This is a genomic window from Hymenobacter fodinae (assembly GCF_004745825.1).
GTDB lineage: Bacteria > Bacteroidota > Bacteroidia > Cytophagales > Hymenobacteraceae > Hymenobacter > Hymenobacter fodinae.
Map to the genome: position 1 here is coordinate 528,830 of NZ_SRLA01000004.1, position 15,985 is coordinate 544,814.

Genomic DNA, 15,985 nt, shown 5'->3' on the forward strand with positions numbered 1-15,985 from the left:
GGTTAGTGCTGCAAAAGTACGCTTATTACTTTGGAGCAAGAGAATTCATTCTGCCCGTCGGGCTGCTCTTTGGGGGTTAGTAGGTTGATTTCACCTTGCCGATGGCGGCAATGCGCTCCTCAGCTTGGCGCGTAGCAGCCGCCTGCGGGTGGCTCTGCTCCTGCTCAGCCTTATTGAGCACTTGCGTGGTGATATCGTAGATTTTTTCGGTCTGCGTGAGGGCCGTCTGGCGGCTACCGCCAATTACTTCCGAGTACACATTGATCAGGCCACCAGCGTTGATGAGGAAGTCGGGGCCGTACACGATGCCACGCTTTACCAGCTCTGGGCCGTGTGTGTTTTCGTCGGCCAACTGGTTGTTAGCGCACCCGGCAATTACCTGGCACTTCAGGCGGCTAATGGTGTCGTCGTTGATGGTAGCACCCAGCGCGCACGGCGAGTAGATGTCCACATCCTGGTCGTAGATTTCATCTAGGCCTACGGCCGTAGCCCCGAAACGAGCGGCGGCTTCCAAAGCGCGGTCTTCGTAGTAATCGGTCAGCACCAGCTTGGCGCCTTCTTTCTGCAGGTAATCCAGCAGGTAAGTGCCTACGTGGCCTACGCCCTGCACCGCAATGCGCTTGCCCGCGAGGCTGTCAGACCCAAAGGCTTTCTTAGCCGCGGCCTTCATCCCCATGTAGGTGCCGTAAGCTGTCACCGGTGATGGGTCGCCGCTGCCGCCCATGCTCTCGGGCAGGCCCGACACGTGCTTGGTCTCCATCCGAATGTATTCCATGTCCTTGGTGGTCATGTTTACATCCTCGGCGGTGATGTACTTGCCGTTGAGGTTCTGCACGAAGCGGCCGAACTTACGCAGCAGGGCCTCTGTCTTCATGGTTTTAGCGTCGCCAATGATGACGGCCTTGCCACCGCCCAGGTTTAGACCGGAAATAGCGGCTTTATACGTCATGCCACGCGAGAGGCGCAGTACGTCGTTCAGGGCTTCGGCGTCGGAGGCGTAGTGCCACATACGGGTGCCGCCCAAAGCGGGACCGAGTACGGTGTTGTGAATGCCGATAATGGCGCGTAGGCCAGTCTCGTGGTCGTGGCAGTACACTACCTGCTCGTGTTGGTGTTCGGCAATTTGCCCAAAGACCGACGTATCGGTTAGCACTTTCGTTTCAACCATGCGGAGTAGAAAAATAAGAAAGGGGTGGGTTGTTGTACCTTTGCGGAAGCAGTAACGGGATGCAGCGCTACGCGTATCGTAAGTACGAATGGCCTGGGTGGTACACCATTCGCGGGTCAGACGAAGTACGGAGCGAAACGTTTCATGATGTCTTTCGCACTGCTCCCCGCAATTCGGGTGCAAAAGTAACCTGTTTTTCCGACTTAAGCCACCGCGGCTCAGTCTTTGGCCAGTATCCCTCTACTATTAGACGTTTGGAAACGAAGGAGTTAACAAGGGTTAGCACCGCTTCCCTAGGCCTATCTAGGGAGCCACTCAAAACCGCTAGGCCTGTTTCTAACTTTCTATATCCCAACTGCTAACCCACCATTCGCTTTCCTGTGCGCGCTTTATCTGCTGTCAATAAATATATTCTGCGCTACAAATGGCACTTCCTCGGTGGAGTGCTTTTTGTGGCGCTTAGCACACTGCTAGCCATCTTCCCGGCCCAGATTGTGCGATACGCCTTTGACCTCGTCAGCGAGGGTATCGACCTCTACCATCTCTTCGAAGGTACCCAGGCGCAGAGCGGGGTCTACGAGTTGTTCGGGCGCAACGTGCTGCTCTACGGCTTCCTGATAGTAGGCATGGCGCTGCTGCGGGGCATCTTCCTGTTCTTCATGCGCCAGACGCTCATTGTGATGTCGCGGCATATTGAGAACGACCAGAAGAACGAAATTTACCAGCACTATCAGTCGCTGCCTCTCTCCTTCTACCGTCGCCACAGCACCGGCGACCTAATGTCGCGCATTTCCGAAGATGTAGGCCGGGTGCGCATGTACGTGGGGCCGGCCCTCATGTACTTTATGCAGCTCGTCATTCTATTCGTGCTCATCGTGCCGCTCATGTTTATGGTGAACGTGAAGCTCACCATCTACACCTTGCTGCCGCTACCTATCCTGAGCGTGAGCATTTTCTACGTAAATAACCTCATTGAGCGTAAGTCCGATGAGATTCAACGCTCCTTGGCTAGCATGACCACGTTTGTGCAGGAGGCCTTTTCGGGTATCCGGGTACTGAAGTCGTTTGTGCGTGAAGAGGATTCGCACCGCCAGTTCTCAGTGGCTTCTGATAACTACAAAGACAAGTCACTGAGCCTCAACTTCGTTAACTCGCTGTTCTTCCCGCTCATCCTATTCCTGGTAGGCCTCAGCACCATCGTTACCGTCTGGATTGGCGGACAAGAGGTTATCCGCGGCACCATTACCACCGGCAGTATTGCGGAGTTTTTGATTTACGTGAACCTGCTTACTTGGCCCGTAACGGCCCTGGGCTGGACCAGCAGCCTCGTGCAGCGCGCCCAGGCCTCACAGGCCCGCATCAACGAGTTTCTGGATCAGAAAACCGATATCGTTTCGCGCCAGAACTTGGAGCTAGATATCAAAGGCGACATCGTCTTTGACCACGTTACGTTCACCTACCCAGACACGGGTATCCAAGCTTTGCGCGACGTATCGTTCCGCATTCATCCCGGCGAAACACTGGCCGTTATCGGCAATACGGGCTCCGGTAAAAGCACGGTGGCCGCCCTGCTTAGTCGGCTATATGACGTAAGCAGCGGCAGCATTACGGTGGATGGCGTTGATGTACGCGACTTGTCACTCAGCTCCCTGCGCGAGCAAATTGGCTACGTGCCGCAGGATGTGTTCCTCTTTTCTGACTCTATCCGCAACAATATCAACTTCGGGCTGGAAAACCCCACCGAGGAGCGAATGCTGCAGGCCGCCAAGGATGCCAACGTGTACGAGAACATCATCCGCTTTCCCGAGGGCTTCGATACTAAGCTAGGTGAGCGGGGCATTACCCTCTCCGGCGGCCAGAAGCAGCGCGTGAGCATTGCCCGCGCCCTCGTAAAGGAACCCAAGATTCTGATTCTGGACGACGCCCTTTCTGCCGTTGATACCAACACGGAAAATGCCATTCTGGGAGCATTGCAGCGCATCATGCACAACCGCACTAGCCTCATCATCTCCCACCGCGTTTCGTCGGTCAAGCTCGCCGACCAGATTCTGGTACTCGATGACGGCGTGATTGTGCAGCATGGCACCCACGAAGACCTGATGCGGGACGTGGACGGACTATACCGGGCTCTCTACGAGCGACAGTTGCAGAGCGAAGAGGCCTAGGTCTATTACCTTCACGAAAAAGCCCCGTGCATTCTCTAATGCACGGGACTTTTTCGTTCATGAGCGGATGCTTCTACTGGCCTAGCGAAACGCGCTTGATACCACGCCGCTCACCAGAAGTGCATTGCACTATGTATGAGCCAGCTGGTAGAGAGCTTACGTCCAGAACTAACGCGTCGGAGCCCGACATCATGTCGCGGGTAATAACCGGCCTACCATCGGTGCCATTCAGTTCAACCCGAGTTGGTCCCGAGGCATTGGTTCGCACGGTCAGGCGCTTCGTCAGGGGGTTAGTGTCGGCTCGCACTTTCAATGCATCCGTGTTGGGCGCAGGCGCTTCCATTTTGTCGGTGATGAGTGCCGGAGGAGTAGCCATAGCCACTGCCGTATTCTTGGCAGGTTCTGCTGGCTTGGCCGCCGCTGCACCCGAGGCTACTGCAGTTGGCTTAGGGGCAACTGCGGGTTTAGGGGCTGGTTTGGCAGCCGCAGCTGCGGGCTTTGCAGGAACTGGTTTCGTAACCTTGGCTTGAGCGTGTGCAGAGCTTACGCACAATACCATAGCAAGCAGGCTTCCCAGAAAAGTAAAAATTTTCATACGCGTTCTTAACAAGTTTATTGAACGATACGGAATTCGTAAAGGTAACTGTTTCTGCGCTTTACTTTGTATTATCCGTACCAGAAGGTGTTTGAACGCAGGCAAAACGCATTCCATTTTTCATTATTGCGTCTTTTGAGCTCAAGAATTATTTTTTGATTTTGCTACGCCTGCAACCTTCGACAAATGAGCGGAATACAAAACAGTTGCTCAAGTTCAGGCTAGGCTTACTGGATTTGAACAAGAAAAAAACGCACATACTCTTGCGAGCAAAGAATTGGCCCCTTACATTTGTGGCACAATTCATCGGGGTGTAGCGTAGCCTGGTATCGCGCCAGCATGGGGTGCTGGAGGTCGTAGGTTCGAATCCTGCCACTCCGACCGAAGAGTTTCTTGTTCGAAAGCCTCTGGGAACCCCACCCGGAGGCTTTTTTCGGCAAGGCCCAATACAAAAGTATCCGTAGTGCTATCTGAGCACTACTATTCGGGGTGTAGCGCAGCCCGGTAGCGCGCGTCGTTCGGGACGACGAGGCCGTAGGTTCGAATCCTGCCACCCCGACACTAGTACTCTCTTTCAAAAAGGGCCCGTCGAGCTTTCGCTCAGCGGGCCCTTTTTTATTTGATCAACCGAGATACACGAAGTGGCCTACACCTTTCCCGCATTACATCGAGAACGTGTAGGCCACTTTTATACAGTGAGCAAGAGCTTACAAAGGCAGAGATTAGTACTCGTACTTTTTATTCTTGCGCTTTCCTTTGCCGTCGCGGGTCAAAAGCAAAACGGCACCTGTGGTTACTAGTGCAATGGTGGCCATCTTGGTTACGAAAGCCGTGCGGTTATGCTTCCACTCTACGGCATACCCTTTCTCCGCGAAAATATTCGGAACCTTCCCGTGGGTGAGGTCTTCGAGCACTCCTTCCACCACATTCACCCGGTCGGCCAGCAACAGCGGGAGCCAGTGGCCATAGTGCGATTCGCTATACTTAAAGGCAAAGCGCCGAATCATGCCGCTTAGACCAGTAGGCGGAGCGGCTTCGCCAAATACCGCCGACACATTCGGTCGCTCGATGGTTTTGAGTACCTCAATATCAACAGGCTGCAGGGAAGCCGGACGGTGCTTGCTATCGGGGTCTTGCGAAACGTTCAGACGCTCCCGCATTGGGTACGTCGGGTCGTTCTCAGGATTTGCATCTATGCCCCAGCCTGGGAGCTTCTGCGGATCTTTCACAGTATTTTCCATGGATGGTCAGCGTTAGATTTTGTTAGGGAAAACGATAAGAGGCTTAATGCAGTTGTCGAGCTTAGCCGAGAACATCCGATAGCCATCGGCTACTTCTTCCAGCGGAATGCGGTGAGTAATCAACTCCTTGGGCTTAATTACGCCATTCTGTACGTGGTCAATCAGCCGGGGCAACAGACGCTTTACCGACGCTTGGTTTGCCCGTATAGTCAGGCCTTTGTTAAGCACGTTTCCGATGGGTACTAGGTTATCGGTAGGGCCATATACCCCCACAATCGACACCACTCCACCCTTCTTCACGGAGTTAATAGCCCAGTGCAAAGCCGTAGTAGAACCAGCCTGCAACAGCAACTTACGACCAGTAATAGTCTGCATGGCATTACCAGCTGCCTCGGCTCCTACAGCATCAATTACGCAGTCGGCACCCATGAAGTCGGTGGTCTTTTTGATGAACACCACTGGGTCGTCCATATCCTTCTCGAAGTTGTAGGCCTCGCAGTTGGCGTAGTTGCGGGCAAACTCCAGACGGTAGTCTTCTTTGTCAATGATGATGACGCGGCCAGCCCCGAACAACCATGAGCACCGAGCGGCCATTATACCTACGGGTCCGGCTCCGAATACCACCACCGTGTCGCCGGGTTGGATACCCGCCATTTCAGCGGCCTGGTAGCCCGTGGGCACCACGTCGGTGAGAAGCACGGCATCATCGGGGTCCATTCCTTCTGGAATAACCGTCGGGCCTACGTTGGCATAGGGTACGCGAGCATACTCTGCCTGGCCACCATTGTAGCCCCCAGCAGTATGCGAGTAGCCGAAGATACCTCCTACGGCGCTAGCCTGAGTATTCGACTCGTGACAGTTGCCGAATAAGCCTTGCTTACAGAAGTGGCATTCCCCGCAGGCAATATTAAACGGTACTAGCACATGGTCGCCTACCTTAACCTTGGTTACCTCAGGCCCTACTTCTTCTACAATACCACAGAACTCATGGCCAAACGTGGAGCCTACCCGGGTATCTGGCACGTTGCCATTGTAGAGGTGCAGGTCGGAGCCACAGATACAAGAGCGAGTAACCCGCACAATGGCATCTTGTGGATGCTTTATCTCGGGCATTGGCTTTTGGGTGGCGCGGACCCGCTTGGGGCCCCGGTAATCCATTGCTAGCATAATAAGTCTGTTTTAGGTTCGGTGGGAGATTACGCGCATCAGCCCCTTGATGCCTGTTCAGCTTGTTATACTGATCACGGACAGCACTTGGGGAGTAGTGGTAAATCTGTACTACCCCTATTGCTGAAGGTTTCCGTAACCCGACCTAATCACGTACTTATACGCGGAAATAATTGCATTTAATCAGTATAAACACGTAAAGCCGTGCTAGACCCTACTCCAGCTGCTTTATGGGTGTTGAAGCATCAAGTTCTTTAAATGCCATGCAGCTGGCTATAATCCAACTAGTTAATTATTTATCTATATAGCTTTTCAAATAATAAGCCTTAAGCTCCCGTTAAAGCGACATTCTAAATCTTCAATCCTTCTCATTCTATTTCAACCACATGAAAAAGCTAACATTTAGCATCTTATTACTTGGCCTCGTCAGTGGAGCTAAAGCGCAAACGGGCGCGGGTCATTATTTAATAAGTGGCCTGATCAATTATAATTCTTCTAAAACTGATAACAGTCCTAATACGAATAGTCAGAACATCAAAAGCCAATATGTACAGTTTATACCAACTGTCGGGTATTTTGTAGCTGACAACCTTGCAATAGGGCTATCAGGTAACATAGCCAGTAGCAAACAGACACAAGCAAGTAACAGCTATGGCTATACTACTAATTCTGTCGGACCATTCGTTCGGTACTATAAGATGGTAACGGAGAAGCTAGGCTTTTACGGCCAGCTAGAAGGTAATTATGTGAGCGGCACTAACTATACAACCTCCGAGACGGTTAACGGCCAGAATACTAGCTCTCGTAGAACAAGAGGCGGTTCGGGCACGCTTACTCCCGGTATCGTCTTTTTTCCGATTGAGAAATTAGGTCTGCAACTAGGTATAGGTAATATCGGGTACTATAGGACTAAGGAAACGCCAAAATCACCAGTCCCGGTAAATACATGGAGTACTACATCCTCCTACTTCAGCACTAATTTTGGCTTAGCCTATCTTAACTTAGGAGCATCCCTTCACTTAGGAGGCAAATAGATCATCAATTAGTAAAAAGAAAGCGCCACCGAGCAAATGCTCGCTGGCGCTTTCTTTTATGAGGTATATGCCTACTTCAGCACCGCCAGAACTTCTGGCTCACCCTTTTCCGGGAAACGCTCTAAGTACACATCCTGCAGGGTAATCTTGCGCTCCTTGGCGTAGTCCTTAATGCCACCGTAAAGTTTATCGGGGGCCACCATGTAGCCGGCATCAATGTGGGCATGTAACACGCGCTGGCCCGCTGGAAACACGCGGTACTTGTAGCCGCTAGGAAGCTTCTGGGTGGTATCAGCTACCACCAGGCCTACGAAGGCTTTCGCGGCCGTGCGGGTATCCTCGGGGCTGTTGTAGAAGATGTTGCCAAAGTCGCCGCGAACTTGGCCGGTACGGCGTAATTCGTAAGCTTTGCGCGTTAAGTCACCAAAGGCTTCGTCATCGGCCGGGCCCTCATAGTACTGGCCGGCCACGAAGTAAGGCTGAGCCAGCGTTTCCTGCGTGACGGTAGCCGCTTTGAAGCCTCCCATCTTCCAGTAGGCCACCGTAAAGCCGATGCCAAGGACGAGACTGAGGACTAGAAAAATTCGATTCATACGTTGAGAAGAAAGCCGGAAGAACAGAGTGCCCTTCCGAGCCGCAAAGAAACAGCACCGCGGGTAATGTCGGCGGGCCGGAGTGGCCTAGGCCACTCTTTAACTTTCCAGCACGCCCTTATACTGCATCTGATAAAGTTGGGAATAGAAACCCTGGTGGCGCAGCAATTCCTCGTGAGTGCCAGCCTCCTTAATTTCACCTTTGTCGAGCACAATGATGCGGTCGGCTTTCTGAATGGTGCTTAGGCGGTGGGCAATAACCAATGAAGTACGGCCCTGCATTAACTTCTCAATGGCTTCCTGAATCAGCTCTTCCGTCTCGGAGTCAACGGATGAAGTAGCCTCATCGAGAATAATGATGCGCGGCTGGTACACCATAGCCCGCACGAAGCTGATAAGCTGACGCTGGCCTACGGAAAGTGTAGCACCGCGCTCCATCACCTTGTACTGTAGGCCACCCGGCAGGCGCTCAATGAAGCGGCGGGCACCTACCAAGTCGGCGGCGGCCCAGATTTGCTCATCGGTGATGTCCTGCTTACCCAGCGTGATGTTGTCGCGGATGGTACCGGCGAACAAAAACACATCCTGCAGCACTACCCCAATGTGGCGGCGCAGGTCTTTGAGGTCGTACTCGCGCAGGTCGTGGCCATCCACACTGATGGTGCCTTTGTTGATTTCGTAAAAGCGGCTGAGTAGGTTGATGATGCTGGTTTTACCCGCACCGGTGGCTCCCACAAAGGCAATGGTCTGGCCGGCTTGCACCTCGAAGTTCACATCGCGCAACACCCATTCTTCGTCGTTGTAGGCAAACCACACGTGGTCGAACTTCACATCGCCGCGCAAGTCAGTTGGGATGTAGCTGCCGTTGTCGGCAATCATTTCCTTGCTATCAAGTAGCTTCAGCAGACGCTCCGTGCTTACTAGGCCTAGTTGCAATGTATTGAAGCGGTCGGCAATCTGGCGGATGGGCCGGAAGAATAGGGCGTTGTACATGATGAAGGCAATAAGGGCGCCCTTCGAGATGGTGCCCTCAATCTGGCCCTGCGCGGCGTACCACACCAACAGGCCTACGCCGGCAGCAGCTAGTACCTCAGCCACCGGGAAATAGATACTGTAGTAAAGCACCGAGCGGATGTTGGCGCGGGTGTGCTCTTGGTTGATCTTCTCAAACTTGCGGAACTCTCGCTCCTCGTTATTGAAGATTTGCACCACGTTCATCCCGGTTAGGTGCTCCTGCACGAAGGAATTCAAGTTAGCAACGGCCGTGCGCACCTCCTGAAACGACTTCTTCACCTTCTCCTTGAACACGTAGGTGCTGAACAACAGCGGCGGAATCACCGCCAAGCTCACCAACGTCAGACGCCAGTCGATGTAGAACATGAAGGCCATGATGAACAGCAGCTGCAGAATGTCGCCGATCATAGCGGCTAGCCCTTCGCTGAACACGTCCGAGAGGGTTTCTACGTCGGAGATGTTACGGGTCACGAGCACGCCAATAGGGGTGCGGTCAAAGAACTTCAGGCGCAGATCTAGAATATGCTTGTAGAGGTCCACCCGAATATCGCGCACGATATACTGGCCTAGCCAGCCGCCAAAATAGGTTTGGAGGTAACTCACGATGGCATGGGCTACCAGCAGTACCAGCAGCAGCACAAACATGCGGTTCAGCCCCGACCAGTCGCTTTGCTCAATGGTGACATCGACCATGCGCTGAATCAAGAAAGGGCGCAAGGTGCCCAATGCCGCCGTGGCAATGGTCAGGAAAATCAGGAAGTAGAAAATGCGCTGATACGGCCGCACGTAGGCCATCAACCGGCGCAGGACCTGCCAGTCGAAGATATTGCCGCTTTTAGTGGCAGTAGTAGCTTGCTCCATTCGGGTGGGGAGGGGAAGTTAGATGAGGAGGTAACAGCCGACGCCGCAGATTGTGAGAACCGGCCAGCTAGTGCCCAACCGGTGCCCTCAGACTTTTGAGAAGTACGGCAAACCGATGGGCAGGTCTATGCCCGCCACCAGCTCCGCCGGATACTCTACGCGGCACAGAAACAAGCCGTTGGCCAACGCAGCCCCGCTGGCGTGCACGCGATTAAGAGAAGTAAAGACTTGCCCAAATTCTTCCGGCGTCATCTTGCCCCGCCCTACCGTCAGCAAGGTGCCTACCACCAAGCGCACCATACCACGCACAAAGCGGTTGGCCCGAATCCGGAACACTAGGCCACCCGGCACCTCGTGCCAGCCAGCCTCCACGCACGTACACACGTAGTGCTTTTCACTGCCCTTTACTTTCGAGAAGCTCGTAAAATCATGCGTGCCCAGCAGCATAGCGGCCGCTTGGTTCATGGCCGCTACATCGGGGGCGCGGTCGAGGTAGAGGGAGAAATTCGGGCTGAACGGGTCGGGCACGAGCCGCACGTGGTACTCGTAGGTGCGGTACTTCGCATCGTAGCGGGCATGGGCCTGATCGGGCACCGGGTGCACGGCCTGGGCTCGGATATCGCGCGGCAGGGCTCGGTTCAGGCGGTAGAGCAGCGTTTCTAAGTCCAAGGTATCGGGCAGCTCTGCATCAAAGTGGGCCACTTGGTGACTGGCGTGCACCCCTGAATCGGTGCGGCCGCTGCCGAGCGAGTACACGGGCTGCCGCAGCACTTGCGAGAGGCACCGGTCTAGCTCCCGCTGCACCGTTACGGTGTTGGGTTGGTGCTGCCAGCCGTGGTACTGGGTGCCATCGTAGGCCAGGTGAAGAAAATAACGCAAGTGAAGAAAGGTAAAATAAGACAGCCGAGCACTTCCTGAGTGGCCTACACCACCAAGGCGTAAAGCAGTGAGTCGAGCGTTTGCCCGGCTTTAGTAATGCTGCGCCGCATCCGGGCTTCCAGCTCGTATCCGGCTTTTTCCAGTACCCGCGCCGAGGCGGCATTCGTGTCAAATACTACGGCATACAACCGGCACACATCAAAGCGCGCCAGCACGTACTCCGAAACCGCCTTGGTGGCTGCCGTAGCTAGGCCTCTACCCCACTGCTCCTGAGCCAGCCAGTAGCCTACCTCCGCCGAGCGCCGTCGCACATCCGTTTTGAAGTGCACCCCGATGCTTCCTACCGCCACGCCATCTAGCTCAATAGCTAAGTACAGGTCACGCTGGTTATCTGCTACCAAGGCCAGAAAAAACTCGGCATCCTGAGTGGTATATGGGTGCGGGAATGTGTCGCGCAGGTTTTGCCAGATGGCGCGGTCATTGGCAAACCGAGCCAGCGCCGCCGCATCGGAAAACCGCCAGGGCCGCAGGCGGGCACCGGGTATCGGTAGTTCCAGCGTAGGCTTCAGCAGCGGGCTCATCATAGCAGGCGCAACATAAACCGCACCGTTGGGTGGCCTACAAGATAGTTGTACGCCACCCAACGGTGCGGCAACATTATATCTTTTCGTAAATCACGGCAGCGCCCTGGCCTACGCCTACGCACATAGTGGCTAGGCCATAGCGCACACCTTCGCGGCGCTGCATCTCGTGGAGCAGAGTAGCGGTGATGCGTGCTCCACTAGCCCCCAGTGGGTGGCCGATGGCAATAGAGCCACCGTTCACGTTTATTTTGCTGGGGTCGAGGTCTAGGTCACGGATACAAGCAATGCTCTGGGCCGCGAAAGCCTCGTTCAGTTCGATGAGGTCCATGTCCTGTAGGGTTAGCCCAGCGCGCTGCAGCACTTTCTGAGTGGCAGGCACAGGGCCTAGGCCCATATACGCCGGATCAACACCTGCTACTGCCGAGGCTACTACCCGCGCCATCGGCTTCAGGTTATACTTCTTCAGGGCCTCTTCGCTCACCACGATAACCGCGGCGGCTCCATCGTTGATACCCGCGGAGTTGCCCGCCGTTACGGTGCCATCTACCTGGAAAGCTGGCCGAATCGAAGCCAGCTTCTCCATGCTCGACAAACGTGGGGGCTCATCCTGATCAAACAGGGCGGTATCACCTTTGGGCTGGGGCACGAAGACCGGCGCTATTTCTTTCCGGAACCGACCTTTCTCAAATGCCCGCTGGTATTTCTGCTGGGTGTTGAAGGCAAAGGCATCCTGCTCTTCGCGGGTGATGCCATACTTCAGTGCCACGTTCTCGGCCGTTTCGCCCATGGCATAGGGGTGGTGCATCTTCGAGAGCTTAGGGTTTACGAAGCGCCAGCCCAGCGTAGTGTCGTGGGCCGTAAAATCGCGGGCAAACGCCGTCGACGACTTCGCCATCACGAAGGGAGCCCGCGTCATGCTCTCAGCTCCACCAGCCAGGTAAATGTCGCCTTCACCTGCCTTAATAGCCCGCGAGGCATCCATGATGCTCTGCAGGCCCGAGGCACAGAGGCGGTTCACCGTGATACCGGGTACCGTAATGGGTAGGCCAGCTAGCAGCGCAGCCATGCGCGCCACGTTGCGGTTGTCCTCGCCGGCTTGGTTGGCAGCTCCGATAATTACGTCTTCAATAGCTGCTTTATCCAGAGAAGGGTTGCGGCGTAGTAGCTCACGCAGAACGTGCGCGGCTAAATCGTCGGGGCGCACGCTGCTTAGGGCGCCACCAAATTTGGCAATAGGGGTGCGGACAGCGTCCACGATGTATGCGGTTGGCATTGGCTTATAATGCAGTTATTCCGGTCGTTGTTGGCTACTTTTGCCAGCCCGCGCAGGCGGGGAGAATCGTAGTCTGAACTGTCAAAACACAAAGATGATACAAAGAATCCAAAGCGTATTTCTGCTGCTGCTCTCCTTGGCCATGTTGAGCGTACTGTTCCTGCCAATCTGGAGCAAAACCGATCCGGTAAGTGGTCAAACGCTGGTAATGACCGCCTTCCAACTGGCCTACGAGAATGCCGATGCGGGTATGTCGGTTTCAACAAGCACCTGGCCGATAGCCGCGCTGGCCGCTGCTTCCACCTTGGTTGCTCTCTTCGAAATCTTTCAATTCCGCAACCGCTTCACGCAGCTTAAGCTAGGCATGGTCAACTTCCTGCTGATTGTGGCAACCATTGGCGCCGGCTTCTACTTCTCTAGCTTAGGCGAGCAGATGCTCAACGTGAAGATGCCCGGCACCTTTCAGGCCGGCTTTTACCTACCTACCCTTGCACTGCTGCTGAACCTGCTCGCCAACCGCTTCATCCGCCGCGACGAGCAACTGGTCCGCAGCATGGATCGGCTCCGTTAATCAGACACATTTTCCGTTAAAAAGGCTCCCACCAAGATGGGAGCCTTTTTTATTAGCTAGTGGCCTAGCGGAGCTAGTTTACTTCTTCACTACTGGCCTAGAGGTCATGATAAAGACCAACTCGCCTCCCTGCATGATGTCGCTGTGCTTGAGAAAGGGCCGCGTGAGGGGCTTGCCGTTCAGCATCATCTGCTTCACGTACACATTCTTGTCGCTCTGGTTCTTGGTCTGGATGGTAAAGGTCTTGCCATTTTCAAGCCGTAACGTAGCACTCTGCACCGCGGGGCTGCCAATGGCGTACTCATTGGAGCCCGGTGCCACGGGGTAGAATCCTAGGGTGCTGAAGATATACCAGGCGCTCATCTGCCCACAGTCGTCGTTGCCGCCTAGGCCATCGGGCGTAGGATGGTACATGCGCTTCAGAATCATGCGCACGCGCTCCTGTGTCTTCCAAGGCTGATCGGTCCAGTTGTAGAGGTAGGCCGCATGGTGAGCTGGCTCATTGCCGTGTACGTAGTTGCCAATGATACCGTCGCGGGTAATATCCTCCGTTTCGGCAAAGAACTTATCCGGCAGGTGCATGGTAAAGAGCGAATCCAGGTGCGGCACGAAGCGTTTGTTTCCGCCCATCAGCTGAATAAGCTTAGCCGGATCCTGCGGCACGTACAGGCTGTAGTTCCAGGCGTTGCCTTCAATGAAACCCTGGTTGTTGGTGCTTAGCACATCAAACTCTTTCCGGAAGCTGCCATCACTCATCCTGGGTCGCATGAAGCCAATGCTGGCATCGTACACGTTTTGCCAGTTGCCAGCCCGCTTGCTAAACTCCTGATAAATATCCTGCCGGCCTAGCTTCTGCGCGGCCTGAGCAATGCACCAATCATCATAGGCGTATTCGAGCGTCTTCGACACCGATGAGCCGCTCTTGTCTTCGGGCACATAGCCCAGCTTTATGTATAGGCCTATGCCATCGTACCACTGCTGTCGGGCCGTCGTCACACAAGCATCGAGAGCTTTGTTAGCATCAAACGGAGCATTGCCCTTCACAATAGCATCCGCAATAACCGGCACACTGTGGTACCCAATCATGCACCAGTTCTCATTTGCATAGTGTGACCATACGGGCAGCATGTGTTCCACACTTTGCTGAAAGTGCGCCATCATCGACTGCGCCATATCCGCATTGCGCTTCGGCTGCAGAACGTTGAATAGCGGATGCAGCGCCCGGTACGTATCCCAAAGGGAAAACGTAGTGTAGTTCGTGAAGCCCTCGGCCTTGTGCGTATTCTGATCTAGGCCTCTATACTGCCCGTCCACGTCCATATAGGTTGTTGGGCTAAGGAAGGCATGATAGAGGGCCGTGTAGAAGTTATCCTTGTCTTCCCGCTTGGGAGCCTGAACCACCACTTTGCTTAGCTCCTGCTGCCACTGTTGCTGGCCTTGCTGCTTGACCTCATCAAAATTCCAGCCTGGTACTTCCGCACGTAAGTTCTGCAACGCTCCTTCTGTGCTCACCGGCGACAGCGCAAATTTGAGTTTGATTTTCTCCCCTTCCGTGGTGTTGAAGTCAAAATACATCCGCAGTTGCTCACCTGCTAAGTCGGGGAAGTTCTTTGTCTGATCGAATCGACCCCAGAAACCGCGGTAGGCCTGCCTCTTGTCATACTTTCTGCTACCATATTGCCGGAAAGGCTTTGAGAACTGCAGAGCGAAGTAAACCGTGCGAGTCCGAGCCCAGCCATTGGTTTGCCTGTACCCAGTTACCAGCGAGTCATTCTCTACCCGTACAAACGTCCACACGTTCTTATCCGGGTAGTTATAGATACCCGCCATCAGGTCCAGAATAATGTGCGCCTGGTCTGACTTGGGAAAGGTATATTGATGAAAGCCGACCCGGTTGGTGGCCGTCAGCTCCGCCAAGATATTATGATCCTCCAGCTTCACTTTATAGTAAGCTGGCTCTGCTACTTCTGACGTATGAGTAAATACTGATCGGTACCCACTCTGAGGTTTGTCGGCAGTACCCGGATTAAGCTGTAAAGGACCTGTTGTGGGCATGATGAGGAAGTCACCCAGATCCGAGTGCCCCGTTCCGCTGAAGTGCGTATGGCTGAAGCCTACAATCGTTTTGTCTTCATACTGGTAACCCGCACAATACTTGTACACGTCCGGATTATACTTGCCATTCTGCTCATAGCTGAGTGTGTCCGTATCAGGGCTTAGTTGTACTGCACCAAATGGCACTGTTGCCCCCGGAAAGGTATGTCCCATCTTTTGGGTCCCCACAATCGGATGCGCATATTGTACGAGGTTCTCAGTGCCATTCTTCTGTGCAATTCCGCTTAGAGGAAGTACTACCAGTAATACTGCAAATACTCTTTGCATAAACGTTTTATCAGTCGTTGGAATGCTTTAGTAGGCAATGTACAAATGCTAGAGCGTTTCGAATGATGAAGTGTTAGCTAGAGACTTTAAAACAGCAATAGTAATCTGCTTAAAAGAAGATACTATTTCCACACCTATATGGAAGAGGCCTAACAGATCATTCGCTAAACCTCTGCATAGTCGTTAGAATATATGCCCCACACGCAACTGCTTTAAACACACAAAGGCCTCGCACCAATAGGATACGAGGCCTTTTCTACGATACCCTTCCGGCGGCGAGGGCATTGTTCCACCGGGCCGGGGGGGCCTGAAACGCCACTGAGCCGCTCCTCCCCGGCGGCGCATCCTCGCGGACTAGGTCCGGGACGCAGCTCGCCCGCTAGGAAAAGCGGCTCAGCAGTTCAGTAAGGTTGGCGGCGACCTACTCTCCCGCCGGTGAAGGCAGTACCATGGGCGCT

The 15,985-nt window shown here is 54.2% G+C and carries 13 protein-coding genes and 2 tRNA genes; 5 read left to right on the plus strand and 10 right to left on the minus strand.

Annotated features, from left to right (window positions below; all coding sequences use genetic code 11):
- Positions 1–76: 76 nt before the first annotated feature.
- A complete protein-coding gene (locus EU556_RS20175; RefSeq protein ID WP_135435940.1) occupies positions 77–1,168 on the minus strand; it encodes a Glu/Leu/Phe/Val dehydrogenase dimerization domain-containing protein in 1,092 nt (363 codons plus the stop codon).
- A gap of 380 nt (positions 1,169–1,548) precedes the next feature.
- Between EU556_RS20175 and EU556_RS20180 the strand changes: the two genes are divergently transcribed.
- A complete protein-coding gene (locus tag EU556_RS20180; RefSeq protein WP_135435941.1) occupies positions 1,549–3,333 on the plus strand; it encodes an ABC transporter ATP-binding protein in 1,785 nt (594 codons plus the stop codon).
- A gap of 73 nt (positions 3,334–3,406) precedes the next feature.
- On the opposite strand, the gene EU556_RS26155 is transcribed toward EU556_RS20180, so the two are convergent.
- Positions 3,407–3,709 (minus strand): T9SS type A sorting domain-containing protein, encoded by a 303-nt coding sequence (locus tag EU556_RS26155; RefSeq protein ID WP_167855655.1) that lies wholly within the window; start codon positions 3,707–3,709, stop codon positions 3,407–3,409.
- 526 nt (positions 3,710–4,235) lie between these two features.
- Here EU556_RS26155 and EU556_RS20190 point away from each other — a divergent pair.
- Together EU556_RS20190 and EU556_RS20195 are read left to right on the plus strand one after the other, a co-directional pair.
- Positions 4,236–4,309 (plus strand) — tRNA-Pro (locus EU556_RS20190).
- A 104-nt stretch (positions 4,310–4,413) separates the two neighbouring features.
- Positions 4,414–4,487: transfer RNA gene (locus tag EU556_RS20195), tRNA-Pro, on the plus strand.
- 163 nt (positions 4,488–4,650) lie between these two features.
- Here the strand turns inward: EU556_RS20195 and EU556_RS20200 are convergent.
- Both EU556_RS20200 and EU556_RS20205 read right to left on the minus strand, forming a co-directional pair.
- Complete coding sequence (locus EU556_RS20200; RefSeq protein WP_135435943.1) at positions 4,651–5,169, minus strand: hypothetical protein; 519 nt, start codon at positions 5,167–5,169, stop codon at positions 4,651–4,653.
- A 12-nt stretch (positions 5,170–5,181) separates the two neighbouring features.
- A complete protein-coding gene (locus tag EU556_RS20205; RefSeq protein WP_135435944.1) occupies positions 5,182–6,336 on the minus strand; it encodes a zinc-dependent alcohol dehydrogenase in 1,155 nt (384 codons plus the stop codon).
- Between the two features lie 386 nt (positions 6,337–6,722).
- Between EU556_RS20205 and EU556_RS20210 the strand changes: the two genes are divergently transcribed.
- Positions 6,723–7,370: a hypothetical protein gene (locus EU556_RS20210; protein ID WP_135435945.1), complete on the plus strand. Its 648-nt coding sequence runs from the start codon at positions 6,723–6,725 to the stop codon at positions 7,368–7,370.
- Between the two features lie 71 nt (positions 7,371–7,441).
- Here the strand turns inward: EU556_RS20210 and EU556_RS20215 are convergent, their stop codons facing one another.
- The 5 genes from EU556_RS20215 to EU556_RS20235 form a co-directional block, all read right to left on the minus strand.
- Positions 7,442–7,963, minus strand: coding sequence for a hypothetical protein (locus tag EU556_RS20215; protein WP_135435946.1), 522 nt, complete (start codon positions 7,961–7,963; stop codon positions 7,442–7,444).
- A gap of 99 nt (positions 7,964–8,062) precedes the next feature.
- Positions 8,063–9,838, minus strand: coding sequence for an ABC transporter ATP-binding protein (locus EU556_RS20220; protein WP_135435947.1), 1,776 nt, complete (start codon positions 9,836–9,838; stop codon positions 8,063–8,065).
- 87 nt (positions 9,839–9,925) lie between these two features.
- Complete coding sequence (truA, locus tag EU556_RS20225) at positions 9,926–10,717, minus strand: tRNA pseudouridine(38-40) synthase TruA (RefSeq protein WP_135435948.1); 792 nt, start codon at positions 10,715–10,717, stop codon at positions 9,926–9,928.
- Between the two features lie 44 nt (positions 10,718–10,761).
- On the minus strand, positions 10,762–11,301 hold the full coding sequence (locus EU556_RS20230) for a GNAT family N-acetyltransferase (protein ID WP_210116332.1): 540 nt from the start codon (positions 11,299–11,301) through the stop codon (positions 10,762–10,764).
- 73 nt (positions 11,302–11,374) lie between these two features.
- Positions 11,375–12,574, minus strand: a complete 1,200-nt coding sequence (locus tag EU556_RS20235; protein ID WP_135435949.1) for a thiolase family protein — start codon at positions 12,572–12,574, stop codon at positions 11,375–11,377.
- A gap of 94 nt (positions 12,575–12,668) precedes the next feature.
- Between EU556_RS20235 and EU556_RS20240 the strand changes: the two genes are divergently transcribed.
- Entirely contained in the window at positions 12,669–13,145 is a 477-nt protein-coding gene (locus EU556_RS20240) for a DUF4293 domain-containing protein (protein WP_135435950.1), read from the plus strand.
- Between the two features lie 78 nt (positions 13,146–13,223).
- Here EU556_RS20240 and EU556_RS20245 read toward each other — a convergent pair whose 3' ends face one another.
- On the minus strand, positions 13,224–15,527 hold the full coding sequence (locus EU556_RS20245; RefSeq protein ID WP_135435951.1) for a GH92 family glycosyl hydrolase: 2,304 nt from the start codon (positions 15,525–15,527) through the stop codon (positions 13,224–13,226).
- Positions 15,528–15,985 lie beyond the last annotated feature (458 nt).

Coding starts and splice junctions, on each gene's coding strand:
- EU556_RS20200 (WP_135435943.1), bottom strand. CDS start 5,169: ATGGAAAATACTGTGAAAGATCCGCAGAAGCTCCCAGGCTGGGGCATA.
- EU556_RS20230 (WP_210116332.1), bottom strand. CDS start 11,301: ATGATGAGCCCGCTGCTGAAGCCTACGCTGGAACTACCGATACCCGGT.
- EU556_RS20210 (WP_135435945.1), top strand. CDS start 6,723: ATGAAAAAGCTAACATTTAGCATCTTATTACTTGGCCTCGTCAGTGGA.
- EU556_RS26155 (WP_167855655.1), bottom strand. CDS start 3,709: ATGGCTACTCCTCCGGCACTCATCACCGACAAAATGGAAGCGCCTGCG.
- EU556_RS20245 (WP_135435951.1), bottom strand. CDS start 15,527: ATGCAAAGAGTATTTGCAGTATTACTGGTAGTACTTCCTCTAAGCGGA.
- EU556_RS20215 (WP_135435946.1), bottom strand. CDS start 7,963: ATGAATCGAATTTTTCTAGTCCTCAGTCTCGTCCTTGGCATCGGCTTT.
- EU556_RS20235 (WP_135435949.1), bottom strand. CDS start 12,574: ATGCCAACCGCATACATCGTGGACGCTGTCCGCACCCCTATTGCCAAA.
- EU556_RS20205 (WP_135435944.1), bottom strand. CDS start 6,336: ATGCTAGCAATGGATTACCGGGGCCCCAAGCGGGTCCGCGCCACCCAA.
- EU556_RS20220 (WP_135435947.1), bottom strand. CDS start 9,838: ATGGAGCAAGCTACTACTGCCACTAAAAGCGGCAATATCTTCGACTGG.
- EU556_RS20175 (WP_135435940.1), bottom strand. CDS start 1,168: ATGGTTGAAACGAAAGTGCTAACCGATACGTCGGTCTTTGGGCAAATT.
- EU556_RS20240 (WP_135435950.1), top strand. CDS start 12,669: ATGATACAAAGAATCCAAAGCGTATTTCTGCTGCTGCTCTCCTTGGCC.